Annotated in this window: 13 protein-coding genes; 1 reads left to right on the top strand and 12 read right to left on the bottom strand. The window is 69.7% G+C overall.

Annotated features, from left to right (window positions below):
• Nucleotides 1–89: 89 nt before the first annotated feature.
• From AC1RGU_RS23480 to AC1RGU_RS23440, 9 genes are all read right to left on the bottom strand, one after another.
• Nucleotides 90–1559: an N-acyl-D-amino-acid deacylase family protein gene (locus tag AC1RGU_RS23480; protein WP_492697756.1), complete on the bottom strand. Its 1470-nt coding sequence runs from the start codon at nt 1557–1559 to the stop codon at nt 90–92.
• Nucleotides 1556–2473, bottom strand: a complete 918-nt coding sequence (locus AC1RGU_RS23475) for a MurR/RpiR family transcriptional regulator (RefSeq protein ID WP_159279704.1) — start codon at nt 2471–2473, stop codon at nt 1556–1558. Before AC1RGU_RS23475 ends, AC1RGU_RS23480 begins: the two co-directional genes overlap by 4 nt.
• A gap of 13 nt (nt 2474–2486) precedes the next feature.
• Nucleotides 2487–3794 carry an amino acid deaminase gene (locus tag AC1RGU_RS23470; RefSeq protein WP_492697758.1) on the bottom strand — a complete coding sequence of 436 codons (1308 nt, stop codon included), beginning with the start codon at nt 3792–3794 and terminating at the stop codon, nt 2487–2489.
• The gene (locus AC1RGU_RS23465) at nt 3791–4801 is read right to left on the bottom strand and encodes an ABC transporter ATP-binding protein (RefSeq protein ID WP_492697760.1); all 1011 of its coding nucleotides are present in this window, start codon (nt 4799–4801) and stop codon (nt 3791–3793) included. The genes AC1RGU_RS23470 and AC1RGU_RS23465 overlap by 4 nt, the downstream gene beginning before the upstream one ends.
• Complete coding sequence (locus tag AC1RGU_RS23460; RefSeq protein WP_492697762.1) at nt 4798–5835, bottom strand: ABC transporter ATP-binding protein; 1038 nt, start codon at nt 5833–5835, stop codon at nt 4798–4800. Before AC1RGU_RS23460 ends, AC1RGU_RS23465 begins: the two co-directional genes overlap by 4 nt.
• On the bottom strand, nt 5835–6674 hold the full coding sequence (locus tag AC1RGU_RS23455) for an ABC transporter permease (protein ID WP_492697764.1): 840 nt from the start codon (nt 6672–6674) through the stop codon (nt 5835–5837). Before AC1RGU_RS23455 ends, AC1RGU_RS23460 begins: the two co-directional genes overlap by 1 nt.
• A 3-nt stretch (nt 6675–6677) precedes the next feature.
• On the bottom strand, nt 6678–7634 hold the full coding sequence (locus AC1RGU_RS23450; protein ID WP_095743846.1) for an ABC transporter permease: 957 nt from the start codon (nt 7632–7634) through the stop codon (nt 6678–6680).
• The gene (locus AC1RGU_RS23445) at nt 7631–8827 is read right to left on the bottom strand and encodes a lactonase family protein (RefSeq protein WP_492697766.1); all 1197 of its coding nucleotides are present in this window, start codon (nt 8825–8827) and stop codon (nt 7631–7633) included. The genes AC1RGU_RS23450 and AC1RGU_RS23445 overlap by 4 nt, the downstream gene beginning before the upstream one ends.
• Nucleotides 8828–8918: 91 nt before the next feature.
• Nucleotides 8919–10493: an ABC transporter substrate-binding protein gene (locus tag AC1RGU_RS23440; protein WP_492697768.1), complete on the bottom strand. Its 1575-nt coding sequence runs from the start codon at nt 10491–10493 to the stop codon at nt 8919–8921.
• Between the two features lie 193 nt (nt 10494–10686).
• Here AC1RGU_RS23440 and AC1RGU_RS23435 point away from each other — a divergent pair, with 193 nt between their 5' ends.
• Nucleotides 10687–11076: a RidA family protein gene (locus tag AC1RGU_RS23435; RefSeq protein WP_062473709.1), complete on the top strand. Its 390-nt coding sequence runs from the start codon at nt 10687–10689 to the stop codon at nt 11074–11076.
• Here the strand turns inward: AC1RGU_RS23435 and AC1RGU_RS23430 are convergent, their stop codons facing one another.
• The 3 genes from AC1RGU_RS23430 to AC1RGU_RS23420 all read right to left on the bottom strand — a co-directional run bounded on the left by AC1RGU_RS23430 (nt 11077) and on the right by AC1RGU_RS23420 (nt 23881).
• Complete coding sequence (locus AC1RGU_RS23430; protein WP_369644561.1) at nt 11077–11697, bottom strand: ATP-dependent Clp protease proteolytic subunit; 621 nt, start codon at nt 11695–11697, stop codon at nt 11077–11079.
• Nucleotides 11698–11804: 107 nt separating this feature from the next.
• Nucleotides 11805–12437, bottom strand: a complete 633-nt coding sequence (locus AC1RGU_RS23425; RefSeq protein ID WP_492697770.1) for a sigma-70 family RNA polymerase sigma factor — start codon at nt 12435–12437, stop codon at nt 11805–11807.
• A gap of 20 nt (nt 12438–12457) precedes the next feature.
• Complete coding sequence (locus AC1RGU_RS23420; protein ID WP_492697771.1) at nt 12458–23881, bottom strand: filamentous hemagglutinin family protein; 11424 nt, start codon at nt 23879–23881, stop codon at nt 12458–12460.
• Between the last annotated feature and the right edge of the window lie 46 nt (nt 23882–23927).

Genomic DNA, 23927 nt, shown 5'->3' with positions numbered 1-23927 from the left:
TTCCCGCAGCGAAATCAAGGAGGAGGCCGCAGGCCGGGGGACATTCGCGGAGGGAAGTACCCGGTGGCCTGGGCCCGCGCCCCGAACACTCACCTCCCGCGCGTCAACATCCGCCCCGCACGCGCCAGCACCTTCGCTTCGCCCTCGCCGCCGCGGTAGGCCAGCACCCCGTTCACGAACACGCGCTCGACACCGACGCTCACGCCATGCGGCTTGTCGTAGGTGGCGGTGTCGGTGATGGTCTCGGGGTCGAACACCACCACGTCGGCCATGGTGCCGACGCGCAGCAGGCCGCGATCGGCGATGCGCAGGTTGCGCGCCGTCATGCCCGTCATCTTGTGCACCGCCTGCTCCAGCGTGAAGAGCTTGCGCTGACGCCAGTAGCGCGCGAACACGCGGGGGAACGCCCCCCACAGCCGCGGGTGCGGATGGCGGTCGTGCGGCAGGCCGTCGCTGCCGATCATGGTGAGCGGGTGCGCAATGACGCGCTCCACGTCTTCTTCCTGCATCTGGAAATAGCAGGCGCCGCCGGGCTTCAGCCGCAGGCAGGCCTCCTGCTCGGTGGTGCCCCATTCGCGCGCGATGTCGGAGATCAGGCGCCCGGTCATCTCGGGGTGCGGGTCGGACCAGGTCAGCAGCACGTCGATCACGCCGTCGACCAGGTCTTCGCGCAGCACGGTGGAGCCGGCCACGTAGGGGTAGACGTCCATCGCGATCTCCTGGCGCTGCGACAGCGCCTCGATCAGCGGCAGCGTCTCCTTCGTGCGACCCCAGTTCGCGGGGCCGGCGCACTTGTGGTGCGAGATGACCAGCGGCACGCCCGCGCTGAAGGCCGTGTCGCCGGCCTCGTGCAGCGCCTCGATGATCTGCTGCATCTCGCTGCGCAGGTGCGTGGCGTACACGCCGCCGTGGCGTGCCACGACGCGCGCGAGCGCGGTGACTTCCTCGGCCGGCGCGGCAAAGGCCTCTTCGTAGAACAGGCCCGACGACATGCCGTGCGCGCCCGAAGCCATGCAGTCGTCGAGCAGCGCGGCCATGCTCGCCAGCTCGTCGCCGTCGGCAGGCCGGTCGAGCGCCTGCATCGCCGCGAAGCGCAGCGTGGTGTGGCCCACGAGGGCTGCCACGTTGAGTGCTGGCTGCACCGCATCGACCGCGGCACGGTACTCGGCCATGGTCGCGTGCTTGAACGAGTCGGCGCCCAGCAGCGTGAGCGGCGGCTTCGACTGCGGCGTGCGGTACGGCGCCAGCGAAATGCCGCAGTTGCCCGTGACCACCGTCGTGATGCCCTGCGACACCTTGGGCAGGCACAGCGGGTCGCGCAGCACGATGGCGTCGTCGTGCGTGTGAGCGTCGATGAAGCCGGGCGCGATCACCTTGCCGCGGCAGTCGACCACGTCGACGTCGGCGATGTTCAACCCTGCAGGCAGTCGCGTGCGCAGGCCGTCGCCCAGCGCCAGGATGCGGTCGCCCTGCAACAGCACGTCGCCGGGCCACGAAGGGCCGCCCGAGCCGTCGACCACGAGGCCGGCTTCGAGCAGCACGGCTGGGGTGTCACTCATGGTTCGCTGTCTCCCTTTTTCGTGTTGATGCCGCCGCCGTCCCAGCTTTGCAGCGGGTGCGTTGTGGCGTCGATGCCGTGGCGCTGGAAAGCCTCGCGCGCGCGCTGCAGGCGCTGCACGGCGGGTTCGCCGCGGCGCTGCGCCACCAGCACGGTGAGGATCTCGATGACCGTGAGGTGCGTGAGGTAGGCGTCGATGCCCACGTGCATCACGGCGTCGTCGGGCACCGACAGGCCGATGAGGAAGTCGGCCTTGGCCGCCAGCGCCGTGCCCGGCCGCGTGATGGCGACCACCTGGGCGCCCTGTCCGCGTGCGATGTCGACCGCGTCGAGCAGCGAGGGCATGCCGCCCACGTGCGAGATGGCGATGACCACGCCGCCCGGGCGCTGCGCCGCGCCGGCCACCTGCTGCAGGTGATAGTCGGCCCAGGCGTTGGCCGAGAGGCCGAGGCGGAACAGCCGCGCCTGCAGGTCGTTCGCCATGAACCACGAGGTGGCGCCCGCGCCGTACAGGTCGACGTGCGGCGCGGCCGCGATGGCGCGCACGGCGCCGTCGAGCACCTGCATGTCGAGCTGGCCGCGCACGCCCGAGACCGAGGCCGCGGCGCTGCGCGCGATCTTGCCGACCACTTCGTCGGCGGCGTCTTCGATGTTGACACGGCGGTGCAGCGGCGAACCGCCGAGCGCCAGCTCCTGCGCGAGCGCGAGCTTGAACTCGCGCAGCCCGGCAAAGCCGAGGTCGCGGCAGGTGCGCATGATGGTGGGCACCGAGCTGCGCGAGCGCTCGGCCAGCTGCTCGAAGCTCTCTTCGAGCGCGCGGTCGGGGTCTTCGAGGATCAGGTCGAGGATCGCGCGCCGCGTGGCCGGCGCGTCGCTGCGCGCCTCGGCGATCCTCTGGAGCAATGAGGGCGTCATCGGTGCGTTTTTTTCAGAAGTGCATGGCGACGGCGTCGCTCACGCGGTAGTCGTTCTCGACCACGGGCATCCAGTGCCATTTGTCGAAGGTGGTGCAGGGGTGCGAAATGCCCAGGCCCACGCGGTCGCCGACCTTCGGAGCATCGGCCTCTTCGCTTTCGTCCCAGCGCAGGTAGGCATGCTGGTCGTTCAGCGCGGTGATCTTCCAGCCGGCGGGCACGCCCTGGGGTTGCAACGCGCCGCGCGCCGCACGCGCGATCGGCACGGGCATCGACAGGTCGAAGGAGATGTCGCGCTTGCCCACCGACAGGATCGCCAGGCCCGGCTCGGGCCGCGACTGCACGTTGGCCCAGACTTCCATCGCCGGCGTCAGGCCCTCGCCGCATTCGCAGCCCAGGCGCTCGTCGACCACGCTCACCATGCGCTTGTAGAAGCCATGGTCGTGCGTGACATAGCAGCCCGAGCGCAGCAGGCCGCGCACCGGCGCACCCAGCGCGGGCTTCAGGCGTCCGGCCACGAGATCGAAGATGGCCGAGCCGCCGGCCGAGACCAGCACCTCGTCGGTCTCGAAGAGTTGCTGCGTGTCGCAGTGGCGCGCCACGGCTTCGACGCGGTCCATCAGCGTGGTGGCGTAGGCCGTGTCGGGCTCGCTCTCGCCCGTGGCGCCCTGCCCTTCGTAGGTCTCGATGCCGACGAGCTTGGCTGCGTCGCTCGCGCGCACCCGCGTGGCGAGCGCAATGGCTTCATCGTGCGTGCGGCAGCCCGTGCGTGCGCCCTGCACGCCGATCTCGAGCATGACCTCGAAAGGCACGCTCGCAGGGTTGCGCTTCGACCAGTCTTCGATGAGTGCCAGCTGCGCGATCGAATCGACCAGGAACACGACACGCAGGTCCGCATGGTCGGCCAGCAGCAGCTGAATGCCTGCGAGGTCTTCGTCGCTCACGACCTGGTTGGCGATCAGCGTGCGGCGCGCGCCGGCGGCCACGCCCACGGCCAGCTGCGTGACGGTGGCAAAGGTCAGCCCCCAGGCGCCGGCGTCGAGCTGGCGCTGGAACAGCTGCGGCGACATGGTGGTCTTGCCGTGCGGTGCGAGGTCGATGCCCCATTCGCGCACGCGCGATTGCATCCACGCCAGGTTGTGTTCGAGCGCCTCGCGCTTGAGAACGGCCAGCGGCAGCGGCAGATCGCCGGCCAGCACGTTCCAGCCGGCGGCGCCGACTTCACTGCGCAGGCGCGGCGGCTGGGTGCGCGGGTAGCCCTTGAAACGGTCGCTCAGCAGCGGGTCGATGAAGTCTTGGGTGGCAGAAGCGATGTCGGTCATGGTCGTGCAACGGCGGTGTTGAAGAGCAGTTCTTTGCGGATGCAGGCGCTGTAGTGTGCGGGGGAAATCTCATCCAGGCTGGGTACCGTCTGCGCACAGGCCTCGATGGCGTGCGGGCAGCGCGTGCGGAACACGCAGCCCGAGGGCGGTGAAATCGGGCTGGGAATGTCGCCCTTCAAGGCGATGCGCTCGGTGGCCAGCTCGGGGTCGGGCTTCGGGCTCGCGGCCAGCAGCGCCTGGGTGTAGGGGTGCGAGGGGTTCGCGAACAGCTCCTCGGTGCTCGCCACTTCCATCACCTTGCCCAGGTACAGCACGACCACGCGGTCGCACAGGTACTCGACCACATCGAGGTCGTGCGAGATGAAGAGCATCGTCAGCCCCAGGCGCTCGCGCAGGTCCGCCAGTAGGTTGATCACCTGCGATTGAATCGACACATCGAGCGCCGACAGCGGCTCGTCGGCCACGATGAACTCGGGCTCCACGGCCAGCGCGCGTGCCACGCCGATGCGCTGACGCTGGCCGCCCGAGAACTCGTGCGGAAAGCGGCTGGCATGCTCAGGGCGCAGGCCCACGGTTTCGAGCAGTTCGGCGATGCGCTTGTCACGCGCCGCGGCGCCCTTGTGCAGCCCGTGCGTGGACAGCGCCTCGCCCAGGATGGCGCTGATGCGCATCTTCGGGTTCAGGCTGGCGTACGGGTCCTGGAAGATGATCTGCAGCTTGCTGCGCAGCTTGCGCATGCGCTCGCCCGAAAGATCGCCGATGTCGTCGCCGCGGTACAGCACCTGGCCCTCGGTGCGCTCGACCAGGCGCAGCACGGTGCGTCCGATGGTGCTCTTGCCCGAGCCCGACTCACCGACCAGGCCCAGCGTCTCGCCGGGGTGGATCACGAAGGACACGTCGTCGACTGCGCGCACCGGGCGCTCGCTGCTGCCGAAGTATTTCTTGAGGCCGCGGACTTCGATGAGGGGCGAGGAAGAAGGAGAAGAAGAAACAGAAACAGCGGTCATGCGACCCTCGCGAGCGGTTGGTCGGGCTGCACGCGCACGCAGCGCGCCTGGCGGTCCTGGCGGATGTCGATCAGCGGCGGCATGGCGCTGCGGCATTCGGGCAGCGCCTGGTCGCAGCGCGGCTCGAAGGCGCAGCCCGGCGGCGGGGCCAATGGGCTCGACACCTGCCCGCGAATGGCGAACAAGCGCTTGGGCTTGGGTTGCCCAGGAACCCGCGCCTTGCCCGGCAGGCAGGCCAAGAGGCCCTGCGTGTACGGATGCTCCGGCTGCGCGAACAGAGGCCGCACCGGCGCACGCTCGACCACGCGGCCCGAGTACATGACCACCACGTCGTCGGCATGGTGCGCCACCACACCCAGGTTGTGCGTGATGAACAGGATGCTCATGCCCGTCTCAGCCTGCAGCCGGCGCATGAGTTCGAGGATCTGCGCCTGGATGGTCACGTCCAGCGCGGTGGTGGGCTCGTCGGCGATCAGCAGCGTCGGGTCGCAGGCCATCGCGAGCGCGATCATCACGCGCTGGCGCATGCCACCCGACAGCTGGTGCGGGTACTCGTGGATGCGTTGCGCGGCGGCCGGAATCTCCACCAGCTCCAGCATGCGCAGCGCATGGGCCAATGCCGCCTTGCGGTCCAGCCCCTTGTGCAGGCGCACGCTCTCGGCAATCTGCTCGCCGATGGTGAACACCGGGTTCAGGCTGGTCATGGGCTCCTGGAAGATCATCGACAGCTGGTTGCCGCGCAGCGAGCGCATCTCGCGCTCGCCGATCTGCAGCAGGTCGAGCGTCTTGCCTTCGCGGGTGACGAAAGATGCCGATCCGCTGACCTGCGCGTTGGCGGTCTTGGGCAGCAGGCGCATCAGCGTGAGGCTGGTGACCGACTTGCCCGAGCCCGATTCGCCCACCAGCGCGGTGGTCTTGCCGGGTTGAATCGAGAAGCTCACATCGGCCACTGACCGGATCAATCCGTCTTCGGTGGGGAAGCTCGTGCTCAGGTTGGTGACCGTGAGGCGTGGGGTGGTGTTCGCGTTCGTCATCACGAGGTCTTCTTGAGCTTCGGATCGAGCAGGTCGCGCACGCCGTCACCGAGCAATTGCAGCGACAGCGCCGTGAAGATGATCGCCAGGCCCGGGAACAGCACGACCCAGAAAGCCTGGTGCGCGTACTGCTGGCTGCCCGCGACCATGGTGCCCCAGGTGGGGATCTCGGGCGGTACGCCCACGCCCAGGAACGACAGGCCGGCCTCGGCCAGGATGGCGTAGGCAAAGATGAACGACACCTGCACGAGGATCGGCGACATCAGGTTCGGCAGGATGTGGCGCCACAGGATGCGCGAGGTGCGCACGCCCAAAGCGCGCACGGCCTCCACGAAGAGCAGTTCACGCACGACCAAGGTCGACGCTCGCACCACGCGTGCGACACGTGGCGTGTAGACCAGCACCAGCGCGAGCACGGTGTTCATCAGCGACGGTCCGAGGATCGCCACCAGCGCGATGGCCAGCAGGATGTCGGGGAAGGACATCATGGCGTCGACCACGCGCATCAGCGGTGCGTCGAGCCGACGGAAGAAGCCTGCCATCAAACCCAGCACGGTGCCGGCGATGACGGCACCCAGCGCGGTGAGCGCGGCGATGGCGAGCGAGTAACGGGCACCGTGCACGATGCGCGCATACATGTCGCGCCCGAGTTCATCGGTTCCGAGCAGGTGTTCGGCGCTGGGCGCCTTCAGGCGCTGCAGCACCGCTGTGTCGTTGGGGTCGGCCGAGGCGACCAGCGGCGCGCCGATGGCCATGATGGCAATCACCAGCAGCACCAGGGCAGAGACCATCACGATGCGGCGGTGCATCAGCTGGCGGAGCATTCGAGGCATGCGCATCGTTCAGACCTTCACGCGCGGATCGACCACCGCATACAGCAGGTCGATCGAAAAATTGATGAGCACGTAGATCGCGGCAATGACAAGCAGCGCGCCCTGGATGACCGGGTAGTCGCGCCGCAGCACCGCGTTGACCACGAGGTTGCCCACGCCGGGCAGGCCGAACACGGTCTCGGTGATGACGGCGCCGCCGATCATCAGCGCGACCGTGAGGCCGATCACCGTGACGATGGGCACCAGCGCATTGCGCAGCGCGTGCTTGAGCACCACGACCTTCTCGCTCAGGCCCTTGGAGCGTGCGGTGCGCACGTAGTCCTCGCCGAGCACGTCGAGCATCGAGGCGCGCGTGAAGCGGATGATGAGTGCGGAGTTCAAGAGGCCCAGCACGGTGGCCGGCAGCACCAGCGCGTGCAGCCGCTCGGCAAAGGGTGCATCGGGCGCGCCGTAGCCCGACACCGGGAACCACCCGAAGGACACCGCGAAGATCTGGATCAGCACGATGCCCAGCCAGAAGCTGGGGATGCTGGCGCCCAGCATCGCGATGCCGGTGAAGAACTGGTCGACCACGCGGCCGCGGAACACGGCCGAGACGATGCCGCAGGGCACGCCGATGAGCGCGGCGATGGCCACGGCCAGCAGGGCCAGCAAGGTGGTGGGCTCGGCGCGCTCCCACAGTGCTTGCGTCACCGGGCGCTGCAGGAAGATCGAGGTGCCCAGGTTGCCCTGTAGCACTTCGCGCAGCCAGTAGCCGAACTGCACGGGCAGGGGTTTATCCAGGCCGTAGTCCTTCTGCACGCGGGCGATGTCGGCAGCGGTGGCCTGGTCGCCCAGCAGCACGGAGATGGGGTCGCCCGAGGCGGCGCGCGTGAGCACGAAGACCAGCACGGCCACCAGCGCCAGCACGATGAGCATGCCGCCCGCGCGCGAGGCGATGTAGCGAAGCGATGCGCTCTTGATCATGACGAGAACTCGATGGCGGCGGCGCTGCCGACGGCCACGTACTGGCCGGTGAACTGCACGTCGCCGTTCTTCTTCACGCGGAAGATGGTCACGTTGTCACCCTGCTTGTTGTGGCACACGTAGAGAAAGCGCCCGCTCGGCTCGAGCGTGCAGCTGCGCGGGTAGTTGCCGCGCGTCCACTCTTCGCGCACCAGCGTGGGTGCGCCGGTGCGCGCATCGACCTTGAAGATCGAGATCGAATCGTGCAGCCGGTTGAGCGACATGAAGTGCGTGCCGCCCGGCAGCATGCGGATGCCCGAGGCGTAGCTGGTGCCCTTGAAGCCGGCGGGCAGCGCCGAGGTTTCGCTCATCAGCGTGAGCACGCCCGTGGCACCGTCGTAGCGCAGGAAGGCGATGGTCGAGGCCTCTTCGTTGACGAGGTAGACCCACTTGCCATTGGGGTGGAAGGCGAAGTGGCGCGCGCCCGAGCTCTCGGACACGGCCACCGTGCTCGGCTGGCTCAGCACGCCGGTGGCGCGGTCGAAACGGTACGAGATGACGCGGTCGAGCCCCAGGTCGGCCACGAGCACGAAGTTGCCGGCCGGGTCGGCCTGCACCATGTGGGCGTGCGGGCCGTCGTGGTCGCTGGTGGCAAAGCCTTCGTGCGAACGCGCGGCCAGCGGCACCACGTCGGCGCCGGGCTTGCAGGGCGTGGCGGCGCCGCAGGCCGCGACGTCCTTGTAGACGACGGCGGCGCGGTCGGTGTCGAAGGTTCCGTCGGCGCGCAATGCGATCACGCTGACGTCGCCGCTGGCGTAGTTGGCGGTGAACACGTAGCGGCCGTCGGGATGCACGCTCAGGTGCGCCGGGTCCTTGCCGCCGCAGGGCATCTCGGCCACGAAAGACAGCGCGCCGTTCGCGCCGATGCGAAAGGCCGAGACAGAGCCGGCTTCGAATTCGTTGGCGGCGTACAGCATCGGCAGCGTCGGGTGGCGCGCGAGCGAAGCGGGGTTGCGCAGCTTCGCATCGCTGCCCGCGCTGGCCACGGCCGGGGGTGCACCGGGGATGGGCTTGAGGGCGCCGGTCGCGCCGTCCATCACGAACTGGTGCACGCCCAGGCCGCGCCCGCCGCGCCACGGCTTGCCGCCGTCGCTGTAGGTGCCGACGTAGGCGTACACGGGGCCCGAAGTGGTGGCTTGAGCGGGAGTGGCCATGGATGGTTTGAGTCCGAGGGCGCCGAGGCCGGAGGCCAGTGCGCTGACTTGCAGAAGTTGACGACGCGACGGCATGGCGGTGCTTGCGGCCTTACTTGATCTTCGCGTTCCAGAAGAACGGCCAGGTCGCGGGCTGGTAGTTGTCCAGCGCCGGGCTCTTGGCCGAGAGGCCGTTGAACTTGCCGACGTTGATGTACGGCACCTCGTCGTACACCACCTGCTGCACCTTGCCCCACAGCGCGCCGCGCTTGGCCGGGTCGCTCTCGGTGTTGAAGGCGCTGAGTGCGGCCTTCTTGGCGGGCGAATCCCACCAGCCGGGCGCGCCGTCGCCCAGTTGCGGCGGCGAGAGCATGGGCTCGGGGAACTGGCCCGAGTGGGTCACGTAGATGTCCCACAGCTTCGGGTCGTTGCGGCGTTGCACGAGCGTGGCCCAGTCGACCACGTTGAGGTCGACCTTGAAGCCGGCGCGCTTGAGCTGCTCGGCCATCAGGAGCGACATGTTGTAGTGGAAGTCGTACTGGCGGCTGGTGAGCACGCGGATCGGCTCGCCCTTGTAGCCGGCCTTGGCGGCGGCGTCCTTGGCCTTGGTGGCGTTGCGCTGGTTGTAGTGGTCGGCGCCGGCCGCCGAGTAGAACGGCGAGCCCTTGGGGAAGTGGTTGGCCTCGGCCACGAAGAAGCGCGTGTCGCCGAAGCCGGCCGCGAGCATCTCGCCCTGGCCCAGCGCGGTCTGCACGGCCTGGCGCACCGGCTGGCTCGCGGCCACGCCTTCCTTGGTGTTGAGCACGAGGTAGGGGAAGCCGAACGACGGCGTCATGATCGGCAGCGTCTTGCCGCCGGCCTTCTCCAGGCGCGGCAGGGCTTCCACCGGCAGCAGGTCGGCAAAGTCGTACTGGCCGGCCAGCGCGCCCTCGACGCGCGTGCTGGCGTTGGGCACGGGCACGAAGCGCAGCTCTTCGATGGCGGCTTCGCGCTTGCCGCCGTAGCCGCTCGCGGGCTCCTTGCGCGCGGCGTACTTGTCGAAGCGCGTGAGCAGCACGAACTGGTCGGGGCGGCGCTCCTTGAACTTGTAGGGGCCGGTGCCGACGAAGTCCTTCAGCGGCGAAGCGATGGAGTCCTTGGCCATGATGGCCGCCATGCCGCTGGGCAGCGCCAGCTGCGACAGCAGCGGTGCGTACGGCGCCTTCAGCACGATTTCCACGCCCAGCGGGCCCTTGGCCTTGAGGCTCTCGATTTCCTTGCCCACGGCCTTGCCGCGCGGCGACTGGTCCATCCAGCGCTGCAGGCTGGCCACCACGTCGTCGGCCGTGAGATCGCGCCCGTTGTGCAGCGCCACGCCCTTGCGCAGCGTGATGGCGTAGGTCTTGCCGTCGGCCGAGATCTTGGGCATGCCCTCGGCCAGCATCGGCACCACGTTCCACTTGGCATCGAAGGTATACAGCGTCTCGTACACGTGCTGCATGATGGTTCCGACCAGGTCGGCCGTGGAGGCCATCGGGTCGAGCGTCTGCGGCTCGGCCACCATCGCCAGCGTGGCGAAGTTGCGCGGGCCCTGCGCGTGGGCGCTGGGGTGAGGCAGTGCGGCACACAGCATCGCGAGCAGGGAAGCTCCCAGCAGGCTGCGCTTCGACAGGCGGGGCAGGCGCTGGACAAGACCGGCGTGAGACATGGAGAACTCCTTCATGGGGCGGACTGATTTATGAAAGAAATTTTCTTTCCAGGCCGAACTCTGAAGCAGACTTCATGCCAAATCATCCGTGTTAACCCTTGTTGAGGGGTTATTCTGAAAAAGTCTTTCAAATCAGACGGATACTGCGGCCCTCACCCGCCCCACTCAACCCCTCTCACTCCCAGGAGTTCCCATGCCCCTCGAATACCTCGGCGCCCCGCCCATCGCTTCCGACCGCCAGGCCCGCCCCTTCTCGCCCGCCGTGCGCGCGGGCGATTTCGTCTACGTGTCGGGCCAGGTGCCCGCCAACGCGCAGGGCGAGATCGTGGCCGGCGGCATCGAGGTGCAGACGCGCCAGGTGATGGAGAACCTGAAGACCGTGCTCGCGCTGGCCGGCGCCACGCTCGACGACGTGTGCAAGAGCACCGTCTGGCTGCACGACGCGCGCGACTTTGGTGCCTTCAACCGCGTCTACATGAGCTACTTCGGTGAAAACAAGCCGGCGCGCTCGACCACCGAGGCGCGCCTCATGGTCGATGCGAAGGTCGAGATCGACGTCGTCGCCTACAAGCCCAAGGCCTGATCAGGCGGGCCGCAACTCGGTCTTGCGCTGAATGATGCGTGAGACCAGCCCGTACTCCACGGCCTCCGTGGCCGACAGCCAGCGGTCGCGCTCGATGTCGGCCAGCACCACATCGATGGGCTTGCCGGTTTCGCGCGCGATCTCGTGCGCGATGCGCTGGCGGGCCTTGATGATTTCCTGCGCCTGGATCGCGATGTCGGTCGCCTGCCCGCCCGCGCCGCCGCTGGGCTGGTGGATCAGAAAGCGCGTGTTGGGCAGGCACACGCGGCGCTCGCGCGGCGCCGCCAAAAACAGGTGCGTGGCGGCGCTGCCCACCCAGCCGGTGCCGATCATGTGCACCGGCGCGCTGATGAAACGCACCACGTCGTGGATCGCGTCGCCCGACTCCAGGTGCCCGCCGGGCGAGCTCACGAGGATGTCGATGGGTTTGTCGCCGCTGTCGGCATCGAGCGCGATGAGCCGGCGCGTGACATCGGCGGCCACGCTGTCGGTGATGCTGCCGAAGATCAGCAGCGTGCGCGACTTGAAGGCTTTCTCCTCGAGGTAGGAATTGCGCGGCTCGGCCGTCGCTGCGGGCGGGGTGTCGTCGTCGGTTTCCAGTGTTGAAAACATGGGCTGCATGAAGAAAGCTCCTGTGGTTGAACTGTCTTGACGAACAAGCCCACAGTTTCGTGACATTGCGCCTGCCGTGGCAAGCAGCACCGTGGTGCCACGGTGCCACGTGCCGCTCAGGCGCCCATCCGGGGCGACACCACGGCCCTTCGGGGTGTACCGACGCCGGCCAGCACCGGCCGGCCCGTCATCGCGCCGCAATGGTCGAGCGCCTGGCGCAGGACGGTATCCACGTTGCGCAGCGACAGCCCGTAGTGGGAGGCCACCTCCTGGCGCGTCTTCTCCTCGATGCGCAAGGCCTCGAGCACCGCCCGGTGACGCCGCGGCAGGCCCTGCATCGCGCGGTCGACCGAACCGACTTCGGCGCGCACTTCGGCCATGTCCTCGGGCCCGGGCGCGTGGTCGATGGCCGACTCGACGGCGGTGTGCGGGTCGTCCACATAGCGCCATGCCCCCTCGCTGCGCAACCGGTCCATGGCCAGGTTGCAGGCCACGCGATAGACGTAGGCGTTGGGGTTCTCCACGGGCGCGCCCACCCGCAGGTGGCCCAGCCGCAGCCAGGCGTCGTGCAGGCATTCGCTGGCCATCTCGGCGCACCCGAGATGGCGGGTCAGCTTGCGCCGCAACCCTTCGTAGTTGGCGCAGAGAAAAACCTGCAGCGCCAGGCGACGCTGCGCTTCGTCCCGCAGCGCATCGGCCGCCTCGTCGCGCGCCGGTGCTTCCTGTTCGCAAAGGACACTGGGTGCCATGACATGCCGCCCCTGCCCGCCTAGCGGTCCTGCTGCAGGCGACGACGCTCGTCGCTGCTCAGGGCGGCCCAGTGCCTGGGGTCGATCTTGCGGCCCATGCCCACCACCTGCACGGGGTTCTGCGGGTCGTAGTCGACCTGCGCCCCGGATTGCAGTCCCGACCGCGGCGCCGGCGCGTCGCGCCCCTCTTGTGCGGGCTCGTTGCCGAAGCCGAGCACGCGCACCGTGAAGACCGACGCCAGCGCCTGCCGCGCGGCCGCGCGCTCGCGCTGCACCGCGTCCTGCGCGGCGGCCGTCGCCTGCGCAGCGGCAGCGCTCGCATTGGTGAGCGCGCCGATGTTCACCGACGCGATCACCGGCAGGCCCTTGGTCTCGCCCTTGACCTGGATGTTGTCCGCGTTGAGCACCTGCAGCGCCGCAATGTTCAGGTTGCCCGCCACGCGCAAGCCCGCATCGCCGGCGTTCACGGTGCCGCGCGGTGCCACCAGGTCGACGTCGCCGTCGCCCACGGTGCCGATGCCGCTGCCGCTCATGTCCGACTTCTCGCGGATCACTGTCACGCCGTCCAGGTCGGTGGACACCTCGGGCGCCGATGGCACGCGCAAGGTCTTGGCGCCGCGCCCGGCGTCGATGTCGCCGACGGTGGACCAGATGATCTGGTCGCTGCCCTGCTTCGTGACCTCGGGCACGAACGACAGGATGCGCGACTGGTTCACGGTGACGTCGTTCCTGGCCGCAATGCCGATGTGCCCCGACGCCAGCGTCACCAGACCGTAGCCGGCCGGCACTGCGGCGCCCAGCGCCGCCACCTGCAGGCCGCCGCCGGGCGTGAGCACGTCGATGTCGCCGCCGGCCATGGTGCGCAGCATCAGCTTGTTGGCCGCCACGTCGCCCTTCCATGTGTCGCCCGGGAACAGCGTCTCGATGGCCGTGTAGCCGCGGTTGTAGCCGCCGTTGCGCGGCAGGCCGCCGGTGCCCGGCTCGTTCTGGTCGCGCCCGGCTTCGCGCAGTTCGAGCAGGTACACCTGCCGCAGGAACTGCTGCTGCGCAAGCTGGGGCAATTTCTGGAAGCGCGCCCAGGCTTCGAGCGGCTCCAGCTTTTCGCCGGTCATGTCCGACATGAACGAGACGAGGCCGCGGCGCACGGTTTTTTCCTGCCCGCCTGCGCGCGTTTCGACCTGGTCCACCAGGTAGATGGGCAGCACGCTGCCGTCCGCGCCCCGGGTCTTCAGGTAGTCGGGCATGGACGCGACCTTCGACGGATCGAGGTAGGCGGCCGTGAACGCGTCGTAGCCCACGGCGTGGTTCAGCCCGGCCATGGCGGTGATGGCGGCGCCGTGTTCCGGCAGGCCCTTGACCTGCGTCTCGGGCAGCGCGCGGTTGTTCCTGTCGTAGCGCTGGTTGCCCAGCGTCTGCACCTGCAGGTTGTCGGCGTACAGGTCGCGACCGGCGGCCAGCACCAGCGTGCCGGGGCCCTGGATCTCGATGTTGCCGGTCAGGCCCACCGAGAGATCGTTGTTCGGGTCCAGCCGCGCCGTGCTCTGCATCGCCAGGATGTCGTTGCCCGCCTCCAGCAGCGTGACGTCGGACCCACGCAGGTTGCGGCCCGCCAGCCGCAGGCCGCGGATGTCGGTGCCCGCGCGCACCCAGGTCTGCTCGTTGGCCTTCACGTCGAGCCCCACGATGGAGCCCTGCGATGCATAGATGCGGCTGGGCTCGAAGTCGTTGGCCAGCGGCAGCACCTCGGGGTTGTTCACGGTGCGCAGGTACGTGTTGTTGACCGGCGAGGCCAGTGCCCGCTCGATCAGGTTGTCGAGCATGTCCTCCATGTTCATCTGGCTGAACGGCGAGCCCGCGCCGGCCGGCATGTAGCCCGTGGGCATCATCGCGGGCGTGGCGTAGGCCATGACGAGCGGCGCGTCGAAGCGGATGTCGTTCTTCGCGACCACTCGCACGTCGTTGGTGGTGCCCGGCAGCACGTACAGCGGCCCGTCGATGGCAATGCCGCCGTTCAGGGCGGCCGCCGAAAAGCGCGCCGGATACCGGTTGCCGCCGAAGCCCACCAGCGTGTCCTTCTCGACCCAGCGCAGCAGCAGGTCGCGGAAGATGAACTCGGTCCGGTTCACGAAGGTGATGTTGCCGCCGGTCGACACCAGCCGCAGCGCGCTGCGGTCGGTGTAGCCGCTCATGTAGGCGCCGTAGTTCAGCACCTGTCCGTCGCCTCGCAGGCCCTCGCCGTAGGTCACCAGCAGCGGATCGACCACCGTCTGCAGGCGCAGGTCACCGGCCGTGCGCAGGCTCAGCGTGGCGTCGCCCAGCGCGAGGATCGGCGCCACGGTGTAGCTGCTCTTCGTCAAGCCGCCGCCGCTGTCGTCGCGGGTTATCGTCACCGTGTGGCCGACCGCCGTTTCGCCGGCGCGGATGTCGCCCGCGCCGCGCGCCACGTAGTACTGGCCGCCGCGGATCGCGCCGCCGGCCTGCACCGACATGGCGCCGCCGTTGCGCATTTCCATAGCCATGGCCTCGCTGGCGGAGCGGCCGCCGCGCATGCGCATGTGGGTCGGCAACGCGACCAGCAGGTTGCGCAGGTCGCCGCCGGCTTCCACGCTGACGTTGCCGCCGCCCAGCGCGCCCACGCCCTGCTGGAAGCGCCCGTAGTCGATCCACCAGCTCGACTGCTCGGGCGCGTGAATGACGGGGCCGTAGACGCCGTCGGGGTTCCAGCCGTTTTCGCCGTTGGTGTATTCGCCGAAGAAGCGCTTGGCATTGAGCGTGCCCTGCCGGTTGAGCCATTCGGTGAAGTGCTGGCCCGACGGCGCGGCCTCGATGCTGCCCTGCGCGCCGATGGCAAGGTTGCCGCCTTCCACGCCGTAGCTGGCGTTCGGGTTGGCGGTGGAGAAGTCGCTCCACACCGTCGTGTCCTTGCGCCCGGCGGTGTAGATCACCGATTCCTTGTGCGCCAGCGTGAGGTCGCGGCCCGCGCGCACTTCGAGGTCGCCGGTGCCGGTGCGCACGAGCTTGCCCGCGCCGTTGTCAGGCTTCGGGTCGATGTCGGTGGGCACGGCGGTGTTGGCCGTGCCCACGGTGATCGACCCCTTGCCCGCGGCCTGCGCCGCGAGCGGCTTGAGCGCCATCGCATCGGCCGAGGCCAGTTCGCCGCCGGCCACCAGCCGCAGGTTCCACGACGGGCCCGCCTGCAGCCGGCCGCTGCGGTCGGCCGCGTCGAAGCCATCGCTCAGGTGGCCGTTGATGGCGAGGTTGCCGCCCGCGCGCAAGGTCAGCGTGCCTTCGCGCGCGCCGGAGAAATCGCTGAAAAGATTCCAGTCGCTGTTCAACGCGAGGTCGCCCGCGCTGCGGACCTCGATGCCGGGCATCACGGCCAGCCCGGTGCCCAGCCGTGCCGCCACCCCGCCCGATGCGGCCCTGAAACGCGCGGCATCGGCAATGGCGTCGGGCTTGACCGAATCGACCGTGGCGCCGTCGTAGTCCTTCACGTCGTAGACGCTCACGCCTTCGAGCACCGCCGAGCGCGCGCCGTTCACGGCAACGTTCAGCGCGCTGACCGCGACGTCGTCGTGCGTGGCGTTCTGCTGCGCGCGCAGGCGCACCTTGCCGCCTTCGTTGCCGGCCACGTCGATCAGGCCGCCTTGCAGGTTGAGCTGCCCGCCCGCCGCTTCGAGCGTGACGCGGCCGTTGCCCAGGCTGCCGGTGGCACCGGCGAGCAGTTGCGCGCCGGCCTGCATTGCCACGCCGTTGCCGGCGGTGATGCGAATGGCCCCGCCGTAGGCCGAGCGCGCATCCACCGTGCCCGAGATGTCGATGCTGCCCCGGTCCGCAGTGAGGCCGAAGTCTTCCACCTGCGTGAAGCCGCCCAGTGCCACGTTGCCCTGGCGGATGCGGAACTGGCGCGAGCGGTTGAAGCCGGCGTCGTTCAGCCGCTGGCTCACGCCGGCGAAATCGGGCAGCGCCTCGATGTCGAGCGCGAAGCTGCCGGCCTTGCCGCCATTGCCTCCCGCCTGCGCCGCGATCAGGCCGTCGAGCACCACCGTGCCGCCCTGCGAAGCCGCCAGGCTCAGCGTGCCGGCGTCGCCGCCCCTCGGGTGGGCGGCCAGGTCGAGCCGGCTGCCGGCCTCCAGCCGCACGTCGCCGCCCACCGCCGACAGGCCGATGCGGCCCGCGTCCGCGTATTCGGCCACGTCGAAGAACTGCTTGGCGGAGCCGCTCACGTCGATGGTGGCGCCGCGCGCCACGACCAGGCTGCCGCCGGTCGCCGTCATGTCGATGCTGCCGCCACGCGCCACCGCCCTGCCGTCGAAGGCGATGCTGCGCCCGCTGAGGGCCAGGCGCAGGCCCAGGCTTTCCTGCGGGTCGAACGACGCGGCCTCGCCTTGCGCCGAAGCGACGACCTGCAAGGCGCCGCCCGTGGCAATCGACTGCGCCGCGCCGCCGCGGCCGGTCAGCAGCGGCGTGTTCAGCGTGAGCGGCGACGCGCCCGTGTCGATGCCGCCCGCGCCCTCGCCGATGATCGCGTTGCGGCCCGCCAACGTCACCGCGCCGAAGCCCGAGAACGTCTTCTGGCCCGCGCCCAGCACCAGCGTGGCCGCGTCCAGCGTGAAGCCGCCCGCACCGCCGGCGGCGGGCACGCCGGTGCCGCCCCCGCCGCTGTTGACGAGCGCGATGCTGTCGCCCTTGATCGTCACGTCGCCCGCGCCGCGGCCCACGAATGCGCCGCCGTCGAAGGTCAGCGATTTCAGGCCGGCCGCGCCCAGGTCGAGCGAGCTGTAGAAGTCGAAGTCGGTGTAGCTGCGCAGCGTCAGGCGCGTCGAACGGCCCAGCTGCGCAAGCGCGCCGCTGTCCAGCACCATGCCTTCGGTGCCGCCGCCGAAGCCGATGCGGCCGGCCGCCACCGACAGGTCTGTGCCCGCGATCTGCGCCGAGGCCGCCAGTTCCGTCGTGCGCGTGGCGTCGATCAGCAAGGCCGCATCGCCGTTGACGATGGCACCCGCACCGATGGAAACCAGCCCGCCGCGCGAGGTGTCCACGCCCTGGCGGATGACCTTGACCGCGTCGCCGGTGGCCACGCGCACCAGCGCGCCCCAGTCCCTGGCGGCCGAGACGAGCACGTCGTCCACCGCGTCCTTGGCGTCGATCACGCCATCGAAGTTGTCGTCCAGGTTGCCGTCCGGGTCGGCGTAGACCGCCGCCACCCGCGGCTTCATGACCAGGTTGCCCGCGCCGCGCCCGCCCGCGCCCTTCGCGCTCACACGGCTTCCGCCTTCGATGGCCACCTTGTCGCTGGCGGCCAGGATGATCTCGGGGCCGGACAGCTCGGAGCCCTCGTTGTTGCGCACCACGATGTCGGTCGCGGTCACGTCCAGCTCCAGGCCGAGCGCGTTGCCTTTGCGCTTGCCGCCCACCAGCAGGCTGCCCGCGCCGAAGTTCGACAGGCTCGCCGCATCGATGACAAGGTAGCCGTCGGCCTGCAGGCTGGCGCTGTCCTGCCCGCTGCCGACGATGGCGATCTTCTTGCCGGCAATGTCGACCAGCCCGCCGCGCCCGCCCTCGTCGGGTGCCGAGCGCAGCGTGCCGTCCAGCACCAGCCGGCGGTCGGCGTCGAACACCACCGCGCCGCCGTCGCGCGGCAGGCGCGGCGTGACGACGTTCTGGCCGGTCAGGCGGTACTGCGTGAGCTTGAAGGCCTCGGACGAGAAGAAGTCGTTGGCCGTGGCCTCGTTGTATTCGGAGTAGCGCCGCAGCACGGCGCCGGACATCACGCGCCAGGCCGAAGCCTGCACGTCCTGGTTGCCGCCGTAGGCGTTGCCGGCCTTGCCCTGCATGACCAGGCTGCCGTCCGGTGCGCGGGTGGCGGGTGCGAGTGCGCCGCCCCAGGCCTTGCCCGTTGCCTGCACCGCGAAGGCGCCGGGCAGCAGCGCATAGCGCGCGGGCAGCAGCGTGTACCAGCCGGCCGCCAGACCGGGGCCGCCGGCGAGCCAGACACGCTGGCCCGCCGCGGCACCGCCAGCGGGAGCCGCGCCGGCCTGCCCCGGCAGGATCGCGTACATGCCGGGCATGTTCAGCATGTCGTGCGAGCCGCCCGGGCCCGGCACGAATTCGGAGGCATGCAGGTCGCCGCCGCCCGCGATGTCCACCACCGCGCCACGCGCCAGCGCCACGTCGGGCGACTTCATGGTGATGCGTTTTTCAGGCGGCGCGACCAGCGAGCCAGTCGACGGATTGGTGGGATCGACCGCCTTCGACGGGTCGTGCCAGTGCTCGTTGTTGGACAGCGTGCCAAAGGGCACGGTCATTCCGGCGCCCGACACCGAGGTGAGGCTGCCCGCGCCCAGCGACAGGCGCTCGCCGGCGTTCAGCTCGATCTGGCCGAAGGGCGCGCGCAGCACACCGTTCTGCGCGATCACCGGTGCTTCCAGGCGCAGGCTGCCGCCGGCCGACAGCGGTGCGCTGCCGGCATCGCCCAGGCGCTCGACGGTGATGGAATCGCCGGCGCGGATCACGCCGGTCATCGCGGTGGTCGGGTACACCTGGCCGGCGTTCAGCACCAGCTGCCCGTCCACGTCGAGGTTGACCTGCAGCCGGGTTTCTTCATTGATCGGCGAAGGCAGCGCGCCGCCCATGCGAATCTCTCCGGCTTCGAGCACCGTGCGGCCGAAGCCGCCGATGCGCACGGCGCCGGCCTGGAACTGGGTCGGGTCTTCCGATGCCGAGATGTCGATCAGCGAGCCGGCCACGGTGAGCTGCCCCGCCCCTGCCAACGATACCGGCGCTTCAGGTGAGGCGGCAGGCACGGCCGACAGCACGATGCGTGGCGCGCGCAGCGACGACGACGTGCCCGCGTGCCCGACGATCGGCCCCTGCAGCCAGATCGAGCGGCCCAGCGCGAGGTTCGCGTTGTCCAGGCGAATCGCGCCCTGTGTCGCATTCACCAGCGAGAGGTCGGCAAAGCCGCCGTCCTTGAAGGCCTGCGGACGCACCGTCAGCGTGGACACCTGGCCGGGCTTGTTCAGCAGGTCGCGCAGCAGGTCGCTCGAAAAGAGCGCGTCGCGGAACAGGTCCAGCGCCTGCGGCGTCAGGCCGAACTGCGCCGCATCGAGCGCGCCGTTCGCGCCGGGCAGGCCCAGCCGGTCGGACACCACCAGCTCCTTCACGTCCGCCAGCTTCGCGAGCAGCGCCGACGACAGGATCATCGGCCCGTCGATCTCGTAGCCGTAGCTGCGCAGGCCGGGCGCCCAGTCGTAGTCCACGCCCTGCCGCCAGTCGCTGCACACGCCGTCCACCGCCAGGCCCACGCAGTCCGGGTCTTGCAGCACGCGTTGCAGTTGCTCCAGCGGCGAGCCTGTCGGGCCCGATGTCGCGGTCATGTTCAGGCGGATGCGCCCGCCGATGCCGTTGGGCCCGCCCGCCTTGCCCACCATCGTGCTTTCGATCAGGCCCTTGCCCGTGATTTCGATCAGGCCGCCATTGCTGTCCAGCCGGATCTCCGGTGCGGGCCGGGGCACGCGCGTGCCCGAGGGGCCGGCATCGGGCACGCCGTCGATCGTGCCGGTGGCGCCCGACACGTCGATGAGCGCATCTTTCTCCAGCCGCATGTCGCCCGCCAGGATGCTCACCGTGCCGCCGTCGCGCACCTCGCCCACGCGGCGGCCGCTGCTGCTGTCGATGCGGATCAGCGGCACGCCGCGCGCCAGCAGCTCGGCGCCGGCTTCGAGAACCACCGTGGCACCGCTCAGCCCAATGCGGCCCGCCGGTGCGTCAAGGCGCCCGCCGACCGTCAGCACGCCCTGTTCGCCGCCGGCGTTCAGCGACAGGCTGCCGCCGGTGTCGGTGCGCACGCTGGCGCCCCGCGCGATGCGAACCGGGCCGTTCTCGGTGCCGAGCGACAGCGCCGCGGGGCTTCGCGCCGCGCGTTCGTCGGGCCTCAGCATGCCCAGGGGCGCTGCCTCGGCCAGGTTGCGGCCGCTCGGCAGGTCGCGCCAGGTGAAGTTGTTCAGGTCGATGCTCGTGGCCTGCTGCGACACCACCACGCCTTCGGGCACCACGATGCCCTTGCCTTCGCCGCGCACCGAGACCGTGACGTTGCCGAATCCGCGCTCGCCGAAGAGCGTGGGCGGCAGCATCACCACCGAGGAGGCCGAAGTGGCCCCGGCTTCGTCCGGCGGCGAAACGGGCGGCACGCCACCGATCTGCACCGCCGAGGCGGTCTGGATCGACAGGCTGCCCGCCGAGCCCGCCGCATGGGCGCGCATGTTCAGTGCGTCCAGGTCGAGGTCGGGCGTCACGCCGGCCAGCGAAATGGACCCCGCATTGCCCACGCGCAGCGTCGGCAGGCCCTGCTTGCCGGGGTCCGCGCGGCCACCGCCCGATACGTCGAGCACGGCATCCTTGTGGGCCACGATCTTTCCGGCAATCACCGTGATCGCGCCGCCGTCCAGCGCCCAGGCGCCGCGCAGTGCGCCGTCGCGCCAGGTGTTGATCCACTGGCCGCTGGCGTCCAGCCGGCCCTGCTCGCCGAGCTCCACTTTTCCGTAGGCCGACGAAAGCCCGATCTGTCCGCCCGGCACGCGGATCAGTCCGTTGATGCGGATGTCGTTGGTCGAGCCTTCGGTGCCGGCCACCGAGAGCGACGCGCCCGGCGACAGGTTCAGCGCCGCGCCGCTCGAAAGTTCGAAGTCGCCGTTGATGTGGTTCAGCACGATGGTGCCCATGCCCGAATTGCTGAGCATGTCGTCCGACAGGAAGGTGAGCTTGCGCGACTTCTGCTCGCCCGGCTTCAGCTGCACATAGAAGTCGTCGCCGAGCTTCGTGTTCGCATCGAAGTCCTGCGCGAGCCGCTTCGGGTCGTGGCTGACGATGATGGTGCCCGGCGACCACGGCCGGCCATCCGGCGAGTTCTCGCCCAGCTGCAGCCGGCCGCCCTTGTTGCCACCCGGGTTCTTCGACTGGCGCTCGCCCACCACCACGCCGCCCAGCATGTCGCCCTCGAGCACCATGGTGTCGCCCGCGTAGATCTGCACGGCGCCGGCCTTGCGCCCTTCGGTGTAGCCGGCTTCCTTGTAGTCGGCGCCGATGAGCGGCGTGCGCCAGGTGGTCTTCACGCCCCAGCGCGCATGCTGGTGGGTGAACTCGCCCGCGATGCCGGTGTAGTCGGTGTCGGACATGGCCCGGTCCATGGTGTGCACGCGGCCGTCGGCGCCCATGAGCTTGGTCGCGGTGTTCATGCCGTCGGTGTAGCGCACCGAGCCTCCGGACACGTCCAGCATGGATCCTGTGCGCGTGATCACCGAGCCGCCCGAGCGCATCTCGATGCTGCCCGCGTTGGCCGAGAGCTCGCCCAGGTCGGTCTTGCCCACGCCCACCCAGCCGCTCACGTCGCCCAGCGGCGTGCCCACCCAGGCACCGGGAATGTAGGTGGCGCCGTCGGGGCCCAGCACCCATTGCACGCCCGCCATCGGGCCGTCCTTGAACACGCCGCTCACGCGCCGGTCGACGACTACCTTCTTGCCGCGCACCCACGCGTCGAGCTGCATGGGCGAGTCGCGCAGTTCGTTGATGCGCAGTTCGGCCTCGACGAAGTTACGCGACATGGCCACCTGCATGCCCTGCAGGCCGGCCACGCTGAGGAACGCATCGTTGTCCACGTAGATGCGGCTCGCGTCGCGCAGGCTGCCCGGCTTGAAGTAAGGGAACAGCGTGAACATCGGATTGACCGCCGACTCGAGCTTGATGGTTCCCGCCGGCACCAGCACGCCGGCCTTCGAGCGGATGTCGATCAGTTGCCCGTAAAGGCTCACGCGGCCCGGCTGGTAGCGCGTGGCAAGCGCCGATGCCTCGATCTCGCTCGTGTCCGAGGCGTCGGGCAATACCTGCGAAATGCTGCCTTCGCCCAGCGTGAGCGTGCCGGCCGACCAGTTGATCAGGTCGTTCACGCCATCGGCGTACATGTGCGAGCCCAGGCCCCAGGCGCGCAGCAGGATCGAGCCGTTGCGGTTGTTCAACGCGGTGGTTGCGCTGAGCACGCCCGACTGCCGCACGTCCTGCGCCTGCAGGGTGATGTTGCCGCGGTCGGCCTGCACGGTGCCGGTGTTGACCACCTCGTAGCCGACCGCCTTGGCGCGCGCCGCCATCTCGGGCATGACGACATCGCGCAGGCCGGCGACGAAGTTGGCGTCGGCATAGACCGGCGAGAGCTTGAGCGCGCCCCACACCTGCCCGCCGGTGAAAGCCCAACCGGGCACTGCCGAAGCGGCCACGTCGAGGCCGCGGGGCGCGTTCGGGTCCTGCGTCGATGGCGTCTTCAGGTAGATGTTCTCGCCGGCCGCGAGGATGACCTGGCCGTCGGGCGCCGAGATGCGGCCCTCGTTGCGCACCTTGGGCGCGAACAGCATGACCTTGCCGCCGCTGTTCGCCGCCAGCTGCGCACCTGCGTCGACACGCACTTCGCCGGGCGCCGCACCGGGAACGAAGCGGTCCACGTCGCCCATCTTGTCGGGCGCGCCGCCGACGCCGGGCTTGAAACCCGCGTCGCCGTAGATCAGGGGCCGCTGGGAGGTGAACTCACCGAACTGGGGAATCGGGAAATCGTTGCCCTGGTTGGTGAGCACCTGCGGGTTGTTGATGCCCAGCTTGAACTGCTTGTCCGACAGCGCAAGGCTGGACGCGACCAGCGAGCGCGTGTCCACCTGGCTGGAGCCGGTGAAGACGATGCCGTTGCGGTTGATGAGGTACACCGAGCCGTCGGCCTTGATCTGCCCGGCGATCTGGCTGGGGCGGCCGCTCGGGTCGTTGATGCGGTTCAGCGCGATCCATGCGTTGGTGCCGTCGGGCTTGGCGCCGCCCTTCTGGTCGAACTGCACCGTGGTGTGCTTCCCGACGTTGAAGCTCTCCCAGTTCAGGATCGCCTTGTCGTCGGTCTGCTCGATGCCGACCACGGTGCGGCCGCCCGCCGCGGTCTGCACCGGCGCCCTGGCATTGAGCCAGCCTGCGGTGAGGCTGTTCGTATCGACCTTGAGCCCGCCGTCGGCCAGGCCGTCGGGGATGTCCGAGCCCCCGTTCGATGCGGCCTCGCGTGCGGCCGCCTGCGCCGCCTGTTGCGCGGCAATGGAACGCGCCGCCATGTTCAGGTTGCCCATGGAGCGCTGCAACTGTTCGCCGGCCTTGCGTTGCTCCAGCGGGTTGGTCAGCATCGATGCCGGCATGCCGTTGGGCAGGCGGCCCGTCGCCGAGGCGGTGTTCTGCACCGCGCTCTTGTTGGCGAACCAGGCGCCGCTGAAGGCCTGCTGGGCCTGGGCATCGAGCACCAGTGCGCTGTTGGCCGCCAGCGTCATGGCAATGGCGCGCGCGATCGGCGCCATGCGAAAGCGCCGCGCCTGCCGCCGGTTGCGCGCCTTCGTTGCGTGGATCGGTGTGAGGGGCCCGCGTGTGCTCATGAGTCGTTTCCGCCGGAAAGTTGAGTCGATGCACTACGACGAACGG

It is taken from the genome of Variovorax sp. GW823-FHT02B07 (assembly GCF_058797695.1).
Note: the sequence above shows the minus strand (reverse complement) of the source record. Positions and strands in the feature narration are given on the sequence as shown.